At 49.9% G+C, this 12,124-nt stretch carries 4 protein-coding genes and 1 CRISPR repeat array; all 4 genes read left to right on the top strand.

From position 1 onward, the window contains the following. Positions 1 to 11: 11 nt before the first annotated feature. On the top strand, positions 12 to 671 hold the full coding sequence (cas4, locus tag AAG834_RS05190; protein WP_342031473.1) for a CRISPR-associated protein Cas4: 660 nt from the start codon (positions 12 to 14) through the stop codon (positions 669 to 671). Positions 672 to 698: 27 nt separating this feature from the next. Beyond that, the gene (locus tag AAG834_RS05185; protein WP_342031472.1) at positions 699 to 2,396 is read left to right on the top strand and encodes a DUF262 domain-containing protein; all 1,698 of its coding nucleotides are present in this window, start codon (positions 699 to 701) and stop codon (positions 2,394 to 2,396) included. Positions 2,397 to 2,499: 103 nt separating this feature from the next. Continuing rightward, complete coding sequence (gene cas1c, locus AAG834_RS05180) at positions 2,500 to 3,513, top strand: type I-C CRISPR-associated endonuclease Cas1c (protein WP_342031471.1); 1,014 nt, start codon at positions 2,500 to 2,502, stop codon at positions 3,511 to 3,513. A 75-nt stretch (positions 3,514 to 3,588) separates the two neighbouring features. Further along, entirely contained in the window at positions 3,589 to 3,882 is a 294-nt protein-coding gene (gene cas2 / locus AAG834_RS05175) for a CRISPR-associated endonuclease Cas2 (RefSeq protein WP_003685729.1), read from the top strand. 189 nt (positions 3,883 to 4,071) lie between these two features. After that, a CRISPR array of direct repeats spans positions 4,072 to 11,967; the repeat unit is 31 nt; unit sequence CAGCCGCCTTTAGGCGGCTGTGTGTTGAAAC. Positions 11,968 to 12,124 lie beyond the last annotated feature (157 nt).

Below are 12,124 nucleotides of genomic sequence, written 5' to 3'. Positions count from 1 at the left end.
CATTCAAAAAGATGACCGCACTTTTAACCGAAAGCCAAAGGGAAAATCAGGACACGCGCCTGATTCCCCTTTCCGCCCTGCAACACTATGCCTTCTGCCCGCGTCAATGTGCCTTGATTCACAACGAGCAGGCGTGGGCGGAGAACTATTTGACCGCGCAGGGCAAGGCGTTGCATGAGCGGGTGGATTCGGGCGAGCCGGAAACGCGCAAGGGCGTACGCTTTGAGCGGACGGTGCATGTGTCGGCGGAGAAACTGGGCATCAGCGGCGTATTGGATTTGGTGGAAGTGGACACGAAAACAGGCCGTCTGAAACCCGTGGAATACAAACGCGGCAAGCCCAAACCCGACCCGATGGACGAAATCCAGCTTTGCGCCCAAGGCTTGTGTTTGGAAGAAATGACGGGGCAAACCGTCTCTGAGGGCGCGCTGTGGTATATGCAAACCCGCCACCGCGTCCCCGTTGTGTTTTCAGACGACCTGCGCGCCCAAACACTCGCCACCATCACCGCCGTGCGCGAACTTCTAAACAGCGGACAAACCCCACCGCCTAACTACGGCAAACGCTGCAAAGCCTGCTCGCTGGTGGAGATTTGCCAGCCTGAGTTACTGGGGAAACGGGATAGGAATGTGGGGTATGTGGTGGGGTTGTTTGAGTTAGACAATAACTGAATTTATTTTATTTTTGAGGTAATTAATATGGCAAATTGGGAAACATACCGTATTTCTGATGTGATTAATGAAATTGATGAAGGTAAATATGTCTTACCTGTGATTCAAAGGTCTTTGGTATGGACAGAAGAAAAAATGGAATTATTATTTGACACCTTATTAAAAGGAGATAGTTTCAGTGGTGTGATAGCCATAGAAGAAGAAAAAGGTAAGATGCCTTTATTCAATTATCGTCGATTCAGCAAAACTGGCGAACTGGTTAATAGTAAAGAAATTGATAAATTAGAACAAACTCAATTTTTTATCATTGATGGACAACAGCGGTTACAAACTTTTTATATGGGATTAATGGGCAGTGTAAATGGAAAATATTTATATTTTGATTTATATAGTAACTATTTATCTCAATACGAGTTCAAATTTGAAAAAGACAAAAGTTCATTACCGTCATCATCTAAAGATGATGGCAGGAGCCTATCAAGACAGTTATGGTATGGGGCTAGTACATTATTAAACAAATTAAAAGATACCGATGATGACGATCAAGTTGCGGATGAATTAATTGATGATTTTGATGTTAAAGATGAGTTGGAAAGAGAACATATCAAAAAGAATATTAGAGCATTTTATAAAAATATTATTTCTTCGCGTAGCCTTGGTGTTTCTATTGTAAATATCAATAAAACCAGACCGGATCTTGAAAATAGACAGCGTATTGTGGAATTGTTTAGAAGACTGAATGATGGTGGTACAAAATTATCTTCATTTGATTTAGTTGCCTCTATTTTAAAAGGCTTTGATTGGAGGATGGAGGGCTTTCTAAGAGAGATTTTATCTCAATATGATGATATTGGTCTGACACAAGATAATTTGATTAAACTCATATTTATTCTGCAGGACAATCATAATAAAGAAATGGCTAATATAGAAGATACTGATGCCAATTTTGCAATTCTTAATAAAGAGAAAATTGAATCTTCTTTGTATGCAACAAAACAATTTTTAAAACATTCAAAATTGTATGATTATTATAAAGATGGGAGCCATTCGTTTATACCGCTATTTTTTATTGCATATCATTTATTTCATAAAAAATTAGAGTCAGATAAAATAAAATCATATTTTAATAATTTTGAAACTGGTAATTTTGATTATATCCCAATGAAAAACTGGTTATATCATTCTTTATTAAATGGTGTATTTCGTAGCCGGGGAGCTGGCTGGGTATCTTATAAAACAGGGATTAGGAAATTGCTCAGCGTGATTAAAGATTTTAAAAATAAAGAATTTCCAGTGAAAGATTTATTTGATGTTTATATTCAACATCCCTTAAACTTTGAGCTAAATTATTCTAAAGAATCTTTAAATAACTTAGATTCTTCTTTTGTTTATTATTTAATGTATGATCGTAAAGAGAGCTTGAGAGTTAATGATGTTGATCACATTATGCCAAAATTTATTTTGCAAAGCTATAACTACTCTTGGGATAAGATTAATAGTATTTCAAATTATCAACTATTAGATTATTCAACAAATAGAGGCAATAAAAATTCAAGCTCATTTAATGATTGGATTAATAATAAAGATAATGTTAAAGATAAAAAGCAGTATGTGAAAATTCATCTTATACCAGATGACGAAAGTTTATGGTTAGAGAAAGAGTTTGAGAAATTTATTGATAAGAGGGCAGAGTTAATCATTGAAAAAATATCGTCTTATTTGTAGAGATTACTGTGTTGAGTTATCGTGTTCACCCTAATCTACCAATAATTTTCAGGTGCCCCAACCACCACCCCAAAAAGTACGGTCAAACCCCAAGGAGCTCCCCATGCGCAAACTGCAAAATACGCTCTATATCACCACCCAAGGCAGCTATCTGCATAAGGAGCGGGAGACGTTGGTGGTGGAGCAGGAACGTAAGAAGGTAGCGCAGTTGCCGGTGCATTCCATCGGGCATATTTTCTGTTTTGGGAATGTGCTGGTGTCGCCGTTTTTGCTGGGGTTTTGCGGCGAAAATAATGTGAATTTGGCGTTTTTTACCGAAAACGGGCGTTATTTGGGACGGCTTCAGGGACGGCAGAGCGGCAATGTGCTGCTGCGTCGGGCGCAGTATCGGGTGTCGGAGCAAAATCCCGTGCCGATTGCGCGCAATATCATTGCGGCGAAGATTCAGGCGAGTAAACGGGTACTTCAGCGGCAGATTCGCAATTATGGTGAGAATGCGGCGATCCAAAGTGCGGTCGATTCGTTGAATATTTCGCTTCGGCAGTTGAAGGGTGCGGCGGAGCTGGACGTGGTGCGCGGTATTGAGGGCGATGCGGCGGCGCGTTATTTCGGTGTGTTCGGGCGGCTTTTGAGCGAAAAAAGCGGCTTTTCTTTTGACGGGCGCAACCGCCGTCCGCCCAGAGACGGGGTGAATGCGCTGTTGTCGTTTGTGTACAGTATTTTGGGCAAGGACATCAGCGGCGCGCTGCAAGGCGTGGGGCTGGATCCACAGGTGGGCTTTTTGCACGCCGACCGGCCGGGGCGCGACAGTTTGGCGCAAGATATTTTGGAAGAATTCCGCGCGTGGTGGGCGGATAGGTTGGTGCTGTCGCTGATTAACCGCGGACAAATCAAACCGCAGGATTTTGTTACCGAGGCAAGCGGCGCGGTAAGCCTAAAAGCCGATGCACGTAAGCTGTTGTTCCAAGCCTTGCAGGCGAAAAAGCAGGAGAAAATCGTTCATCCGTTTTTGGGCGAGGAAGTGGAAATCGGGCTGCTGCCGTATATTCAGGCAATGCTGTTGGCGCGGCATTTGCGTGGGGATTTGGCGGAATATCCGCCGTTTTTGATGAGATAGGTTTGCAGGCTGCCTGAAAACGGGTTGTATGTTTTCAGACGACCTCTTAAAGCAGCCTGCACATGGGAATGCAAAATGCTGATGCTGATTACTTACGATATTTCGCTGGAAGACGCTGAAGGACAGGCAAGGCTGCGGCGCGTGGCGAAGTTGTGTTTGGACTACGGCGTGCGCGTGCAGTATTCGGTGTTCGAATGCGACATCGCGCCAGATCAGTGGGTTGTTTTAAAAGACAAACTTTTGAAGACCTACAACCCTGAAACCGACAGCCTGCGCTTTTACCATCTGGGCAGCAAATGGCGGCGCAAAGTGGAACACCACGGTGCGAAGCCGGCGGTGGATGTGTTTAAGGATACGTTGATTGTGTGAATCGCCAACCTGTGGTTCTCATGAAAATGCGGCAGGGTTGGCGAACTGGGATTGTTCTTTAACAATCAGGATATTGTGAATGTGGGTGTAACAGAAAAGGCTGTGTTATACTCGCGTTCGCGCTTTTCTTGGGAGCCTAGCGAAATCGGGGCTGCGAAGCCTGATGGAGCAAGGCTTTTGAGAGAGGCTCAGCCGCCTTTAGGCGGCTGTGTGTTGAAACGCTTGCAAGCTCTACACCGGGGAATATCGCCCGATACAGCCGCCTTTAGGCGGCTGTGTGTTGAAACAACAAGAAATCAGGTAAAGAATTGCGCCTTGCCAACAGCCGCCTTTAGGCGGCTGTGTGTTGAAACGTCGTCGATTTTAATGTCTGAGGTTCGCCATGTTGCCCAGCCGCCTTTAGGCGGCTGTGTGTTGAAACGTCCCCACCCGACAAGTACAAGCCACAACGGGCCAGCCGCCTTTAGGCGGCTGTGTGTTGAAACAAGCTCTACTGGTCGTCTATATGTGGTTTCGTGGCAGCCGCCTTTAGGCGGCTGTGTGTTGAAACGCAGCCATGCAAAGCTCAGTGCGGCTCAGTACCTGCAGCCGCCTTTAGGCGGCTGTGTGTTGAAACGTTATTTTCGTCCATCATAACAATGTAGGTTTGCCAGCCGCCTTTAGGCGGCTGTGTGTTGAAACCTTGATGTAGTTGTAGTATTTGTCCCAACCCCAGCAGCCGCCTTTAGGCGGCTGTGTGTTGAAACCGTAGGTATACCGTAGTCTACCGTATATCCTCCGCAGCCGCCTTTAGGCGGCTGTGTGTTGAAACGGTCCAAGTAGTGGATACAGCTAAGGTTTTCAACAGCCGCCTTTAGGCGGCTGTGTGTTGAAACAGCTATTAAGCGGTTCAGTAAGCTAGTGTCACCGTCAGCCGCCTTTAGGCGGCTGTGTGTTGAAACACCTACGCTAAGTACAAGCTAAGTACAAGCTAAGTCAGCCGCCTTTAGGCGGCTGTGTGTTGAAACGGCGTGGTCGCCAAGCCGTAGCCTGCCACCTTGCAGCCGCCTTTAGGCGGCTGTGTGTTGAAACGGCAAAGACGGTCTAAAAGTCAGCAACAGCGTGGCCAGCCGCCTTTAGGCGGCTGTGTGTTGAAACTAGCATGTATCCTGCAAGGTCTATAAATAATCCCAGCCGCCTTTAGGCGGCTGTGTGTTGAAACTGCTACAAGGCGGTTAATTAAACTTACGTCACCCAGCCGCCTTTAGGCGGCTGTGTGTTGAAACTTTGGTTACTGTTTTAAGATTGTTTGCTACTACTCAGCCGCCTTTAGGCGGCTGTGTGTTGAAACGATTGGTTATTTCGCCGCGTGGTACGACGAGGCGATCAGCCGCCTTTAGGCGGCTGTGTGTTGAAACCCGGCGTATATGTACAATCCCAGCCCGAACATGCCAGCCGCCTTTAGGCGGCTGTGTGTTGAAACAAGAGCAAAGAACGGCACGGGCGAAACTAAGAGAACAGCCGCCTTTAGGCGGCTGTGTGTTGAAACAAGGTCGGCAACTGTAAAAATCCGGTCGCCCATTACAGCCGCCTTTAGGCGGCTGTGTGTTGAAACTGAGACGATTCCGCTATGCCCTGCCCATCATCGGACCAGCCGCCTTTAGGCGGCTGTGTGTTGAAACAATGAAGCCTATCGCCAACAGCACCCGCGTTTTCAGCCGCCTTTAGGCGGCTGTGTGTTGAAACTTCTGCGGCAAGGTTTTTGACGGATACGCCCGACCAGCCGCCTTTAGGCGGCTGTGTGTTGAAACGTGCCGGCATCGGCGGCAACGGCAACGCGGGTCCAGCCGCCTTTAGGCGGCTGTGTGTTGAAACTATCCATGCCGCGCCGGAAAAATATTATCGTGCTACAGCCGCCTTTAGGCGGCTGTGTGTTGAAACGGTTACGGCGGTTATAAGACTGTTGTCGATTTGGCAGCCGCCTTTAGGCGGCTGTGTGTTGAAACATTTTGGACTTCAATGCTGTAACGCTGATACCAACAGCCGCCTTTAGGCGGCTGTGTGTTGAAACCTGTTACTTTCGGCAAAGAATCTTCGTGTATCGTCAGCCGCCTTTAGGCGGCTGTGTGTTGAAACCTGGACGGTATGTGGGCAAAAGCATTCTCGCTGCTGCCCAGCCGCCTTTAGGCGGCTGTGTGTTGAAACTGGAGGGATACGGGATTTTGTACAGGGATTTTATACAGCCGCCTTTAGGCGGCTGTGTGTTGAAACAAGCAGGAAACCGTAGGGCATATAGGGGTCAGTCCAGCCGCCTTTAGGCGGCTGTGTGTTGAAACACCCTAGGTGCATACGCTAAGCTACAGAGGGATACCAGCCGCCTTTAGGCGGCTGTGTGTTGAAACAGCGATTAAGCGATTAATTAAACTTACGTCACCGTCAGCCGCCTTTAGGCGGCTGTGTGTTGAAACTGTCTATCTCTTTTATAACAGTGCCTTGCGAGCTACAGCCGCCTTTAGGCGGCTGTGTGTTGAAACTGTCCTTTATTCGGTGTCGGTATGATTTCGCTGCCAGCCGCCTTTAGGCGGCTGTGTGTTGAAACGTGTGTGAAATGGCAGACACGGCCGACTTGATAACCAGCCGCCTTTAGGCGGCTGTGTGTTGAAACTGTGTCTGAACGGATAATCAGACCGACATAGTGGCAGCCGCCTTTAGGCGGCTGTGTGTTGAAACGCCACGTGCGCCCACCGAAGGCGAAATCGTCATCGCCGAACAGCCGCCTTTAGGCGGCTGTGTGTTGAAACGCCACAGCAACAGCTTTGGCCATACCGACCATTGCAGCCGCCTTTAGGCGGCTGTGTGTTGAAACGCTGAAAATTAGAATTCTTAGATGATAAGTCAAGCATCAGCCGCCTTTAGGCGGCTGTGTGTTGAAACCTGTATATATTACGGAATACGTACTTTAAACATCGCAGCCGCCTTTAGGCGGCTGTGTGTTGAAACTGTATAGTAATCAGGAACTTAAGGAAATACCCTTCAGCCGCCTTTAGGCGGCTGTGTGTTGAAACCGTGAAACTGTCTTCGCTCTTCACATTTTTGCTGTTCAGCCGCCTTTAGGCGGCTGTGTGTTGAAACCAATGTTAATTTGCGTTAACATTTAGCAAAGAAACAGCCGCCTTTAGGCGGCTGTGTGTTGAAACCTTGGTATTAGCTTGTAGTTAGCTTGTAGTTAGCCAGCCGCCTTTAGGCGGCTGTGTGTTGAAACACCTACGGTAGGATACGGGGATACTACGGGGATACCAGCCGCCTTTAGGCGGCTGTGTGTTGAAACCGCCGACAAATCCGATCGTTTCGATGGTGTCTCTCAGCCGCCTTTAGGCGGCTGTGTGTTGAAACAGGCTGCTCATGCCGTCTGAAAGCGACTGCTCGCCAGCCGCCTTTAGGCGGCTGTGTGTTGAAACGGTTATTGCGCGAACGGTAAATCAACTCGTCCGCCCAGCCGCCTTTAGGCGGCTGTGTGTTGAAACACCGTTGCCGCCATCAAGCAGCCAGCCTGCAACACAGCCGCCTTTAGGCGGCTGTGTGTTGAAACATGACAGTGAACAGGGATGCGCAGCGTAGTTGCCTCAGCCGCCTTTAGGCGGCTGTGTGTTGAAACTAAAGCCTATCAAAAGCGGTATAAACAAGACGACCAGCCGCCTTTAGGCGGCTGTGTGTTGAAACAGGGATAAAGACAACGAATCCCAATGCATCAAAACCAGCCGCCTTTAGGCGGCTGTGTGTTGAAACGTGAACGGTCTCTCCAACGATGATGAAATGCAGATCAGCCGCCTTTAGGCGGCTGTGTGTTGAAACATCTTTAAAACGGAAAATAGCTTTTATTCGGAATCAGCCGCCTTTAGGCGGCTGTGTGTTGAAACTCAATTGGTTCTTAAATCGTTGCTGGTCTGCATCAGCCGCCTTTAGGCGGCTGTGTGTTGAAACACAACCCACACTGTACCAATCACAGTGCTAGGGTCAGCCGCCTTTAGGCGGCTGTGTGTTGAAACGCCCTAATAAATCGGCGGATATCGAAAGCAAAGGCAGCCGCCTTTAGGCGGCTGTGTGTTGAAACCGTAGTATATCCGTAGCTTACCGTAGGTAATACTGCAGCCGCCTTTAGGCGGCTGTGTGTTGAAACCTTACTGTAGCCTACTAGCTAAGAGTAGGCTAGGACAGCCGCCTTTAGGCGGCTGTGTGTTGAAACCCGTAGTATCCCGTGTACCCTCCGTAGGAAAAGAGCAGCCGCCTTTAGGCGGCTGTGTGTTGAAACCCAAATGCAAGCAGGCATACGCTGACTGCAAGCAGCAGCCGCCTTTAGGCGGCTGTGTGTTGAAACTGAAAAGAATACGGCCAAGATGGAAATATTCGTAGAACAGCCGCCTTTAGGCGGCTGTGTGTTGAAACGCGGCTGATTGCAGCTCGGCTTATCGGCAGTTTGCCAGCCGCCTTTAGGCGGCTGTGTGTTGAAACTGCAAGCCGCATTGAATTTGAAAGCAGATTTGCCAGCCGCCTTTAGGCGGCTGTGTGTTGAAACGAAGACCAACGCAGAAATATTTACCGCCGATGGCAGCCGCCTTTAGGCGGCTGTGTGTTGAAACTCGCCAATGTCTTTTGCGATGGCGCGTATCGACTCAGCCGCCTTTAGGCGGCTGTGTGTTGAAACTCGGATTATCGACTTGGAAAGCAGGGGCTTTGTTCAGCCGCCTTTAGGCGGCTGTGTGTTGAAACTTCTTCAAATGATGTATTGACGACAACGCCGACTCAGCCGCCTTTAGGCGGCTGTGTGTTGAAACATGTGAATTATTGCATACACAACTAAACACGAAACAGCCGCCTTTAGGCGGCTGTGTGTTGAAACTACGTGAAAACATGGAAAAGTACGGATTCGGACGACAGCCGCCTTTAGGCGGCTGTGTGTTGAAACGGTCACGCCTACGCGCGGAATCGCGCCGATGGCGCAGCCGCCTTTAGGCGGCTGTGTGTTGAAACTGGGGACTTTGCCCCACACCCCCACCCCGTCCGCCAGCCGCCTTTAGGCGGCTGTGTGTTGAAACTCCTGTAAGAGAACACCGCCCACTGAAGGGCGGTCAGCCGCCTTTAGGCGGCTGTGTGTTGAAACTCATAACGAATCCTTTATTTATGCCGAATCAAAACAGCCGCCTTTAGGCGGCTGTGTGTTGAAACTATTTTCAAGGATAATCGGTAGTTTTGAAATTATTCAGCCGCCTTTAGGCGGCTGTGTGTTGAAACTTGGAGCTTTTAGCAGTCAAGCCTTCGGAGATCACAGCCGCCTTTAGGCGGCTGTGTGTTGAAACACAAATCCTTCAAATACTGCACCGCTACCGCTTCCAGCCGCCTTTAGGCGGCTGTGTGTTGAAACGGTCTCGCGTATGCGCGGAATCGCGCCGATGGCCAGCCGCCTTTAGGCGGCTGTGTGTTGAAACTTTGCGTCAGGTTTTGTTTTGAACGCGAAAGACTGCAGCCGCCTTTAGGCGGCTGTGTGTTGAAACCTGCCGATTGTGCTGGAGGAGCACGATTTGGCGGCAGCCGCCTTTAGGCGGCTGTGTGTTGAAACAATGATACATCAATGAATGATACAAAAGAATAGCCAGCCGCCTTTAGGCGGCTGTGTGTTGAAACAACATTTTTGGAGATAAATCATGAAAATCATGAGCCAGCCGCCTTTAGGCGGCTGTGTGTTGAAACCAGCGTGGAACTGGACACGGACTACGATTTGGCGGCCAGCCGCCTTTAGGCGGCTGTGTGTTGAAACCTGCCGATTGTGCTGGAGGAGCACGATTTGGCGGCAGCCGCCTTTAGGCGGCTGTGTGTTGAAACCTGTGGCGATTAGCGTATATCAGGGCAAATTGTCCAGCCGCCTTTAGGCGGCTGTGTGTTGAAACTATAAGACAGACTGTTGTTAGTCTCTTGCGAGTACAGCCGCCTTTAGGCGGCTGTGTGTTGAAACGTGAGATGATGCTCGAGATGTTTGGCAAACAGGAATCAGCCGCCTTTAGGCGGCTGTGTGTTGAAACACGTAGCCGCCCTCGTGGCTGAGTACGCGGTCGACAGCCGCCTTTAGGCGGCTGTGTGTTGAAACTTATCGGCAATGGGCAGTATGATGTCGTCAAATTCAGCCGCCTTTAGGCGGCTGTGTGTTGAAACGCTCGATGGTTTTAACGGTTACCACCCTGCGCCGCCAGCCGCCTTTAGGCGGCTGTGTGTTGAAACAGGCAGCAGCAGGCGCGGCTGACCGCGAAACTGGCAGCCGCCTTTAGGCGGCTGTGTGTTGAAACAAACCGAAGGAAAAAAGCGAACACAGCACCACGTCAGCCGCCTTTAGGCGGCTGTGTGTTGAAACCCTGCCGGTACCGTCTTTGTCGCCTCAACGCTTTCCAGCCGCCTTTAGGCGGCTGTGTGTTGAAACATAAACACAACACAGAAAGCAAAGAATGAAGACCCAGCCGCCTTTAGGCGGCTGTGTGTTGAAACGCGGCGATGCCCAAATTGAGGGCAGCACCAGAGTCAGCCGCCTTTAGGCGGCTGTGTGTTGAAACTCGGGGTGCTTGGGCATGAAACGAAACGGCTTTGGCAGCCGCCTTTAGGCGGCTGTGTGTTGAAACGGGTTACGCGGAGCTGGAAGGCTGTCAAGGGGGAACAGCCGCCTTTAGGCGGCTGTGTGTTGAAACTTCGCTCTCTTCCACCTCGTCCGCCGCCAAGCCGCAGCCGCCTTTAGGCGGCTGTGTGTTGAAACGGTAAAGCCTGCAATATCTTTGCGCGCGATACCGAGCCAGCCGCCTTTAGGCGGCTGTGTGTTGAAACGGCTGGACGGCGCAGGCGATTGACGAGCTGCCGCCAGCCGCCTTTAGGCGGCTGTGTGTTGAAACCATTCCCGCTTGCGGAAATAAAAAATAGGCAGCTCAGCCGCCTTTAGGCGGCTGTGTGTTGAAACGAAATCAGACATTTCGCTTTCAGGTAAGTACCTGCCAGCCGCCTTCGGGCGGCTGTGTGTTGAAACAAATGACATCTGAACACGCGACATAATCTCTTTTGCCAGCCGCCTTCGGGCGGCTGTGTGTTGAAACATAAATGTAGCATTATCAACAATAGGATATGTTCCAGCCGCCTTCGGGCGGCTGTGTGTTGAAACGTACCCGTTTGAATATAAGGCTGTTCGTCACCCCAGCCGCCTTCGGGCGGCTGTGTGTTGAAACTTCACTTTCGCGGTCACCAGGGACGAACCTGATCCAGCCGCCTTCGGGCGGCTGTGTGTTGAAACCAGATTTGGTTAAAATTCTTGGTGATGGCAATAACCAGCCGCCTTCGGGCGGCTGTGTGTTGAAACCAGATTTGGTTAAAATTCTTGGTGATGGCAATAACCAGCCGCCTTCGGGCGGCTGTGTGTTGAAACGTTTGACATGAAATGCAATAACGTCACCTTCGGTCCAGCCGCCTTCGGGCGGCTGTGTGTTGAAACAACTGCCATGAGTTCCAGCTTTGTGTTAAAACACCCAGCCGCCTTCGGGCGGCTGTGTGTTGAAACTTCTAAATGAAGTGGTGTCACGAACACGAATATCCAGCCGCCTTCGGGCGGCTGTGTGTTGAAACCTATTTGAATGGGGATGACTATTGGTATGAAACGCCAGCCGCCTTCGGGCGGCTGTGTGTTGAAACCCTAATAACTCGAATGGAAGATTAGGAGCCACCTCCAGCCGCCTTCGGGCGGCTGTGTGTTGAAACTCCAGGTATCTGGCCTCAAAAACAAGGTCGGGGCCAGCCGCCTTCGGGCGGCTGTGTGTTGAAACAGCTTTTTCAGGCTGTTGGATTGTTCTTGAATGACCAGCCGCCTTCGGGCGGCTGTGTGTTGAAACCATACGGGAACTTGGTGAAGATTTACTGGAACGCCAGCCGCCTTCGGGCGGCTGTGTGTTGAAACTCTTTTACAGGAACAACAAAATGGCAAAAGGACGCCAGCCGCCTTCGGGCGGCTGTGTGTTGAAACATACCTAGCCTCCCGTTTAAGGTTTAACCCAAACCAGCCGCCTTCGGGCGGCTGTGTGTTGAAACTGATTTTGGCGGGGGTCAGAGCCCCATATCTTGACATCCTCCCCTTGCTAAAGCAAGGAGATTCCTACGGCGGTTAGTGATGTTCTACCAACTCGCTTCGGTGGGTTCGTGCTGCTGACAACCTGACTGCATTGTTCACTTCACACGCGCTACGGAC

This window comes from Neisseria sp. Marseille-Q2251 (assembly GCF_940793045.1).
Lineage (GTDB): Bacteria > Pseudomonadota > Gammaproteobacteria > Burkholderiales > Neisseriaceae > Neisseria.
Note: the sequence above shows the minus strand (reverse complement) of the source record. Positions and strands in the feature narration are given on the sequence as shown.

Excerpts from the sequence above, each read along its gene's own strand:
- cas4 (WP_342031473.1), top strand. The coding sequence starts at position 12 with ATGACCGCACTTTTAACCGAAAGCCAAAGGGAAAATCAGGACACGCGC.
- AAG834_RS05185 (WP_342031472.1), top strand. The coding sequence starts at position 699 with ATGGCAAATTGGGAAACATACCGTATTTCTGATGTGATTAATGAAATT.
- cas1c (WP_342031471.1), top strand. The coding sequence starts at position 2,500 with ATGCGCAAACTGCAAAATACGCTCTATATCACCACCCAAGGCAGCTAT.
- cas2 (WP_003685729.1), top strand. The coding sequence starts at position 3,589 with ATGCTGATGCTGATTACTTACGATATTTCGCTGGAAGACGCTGAAGGA.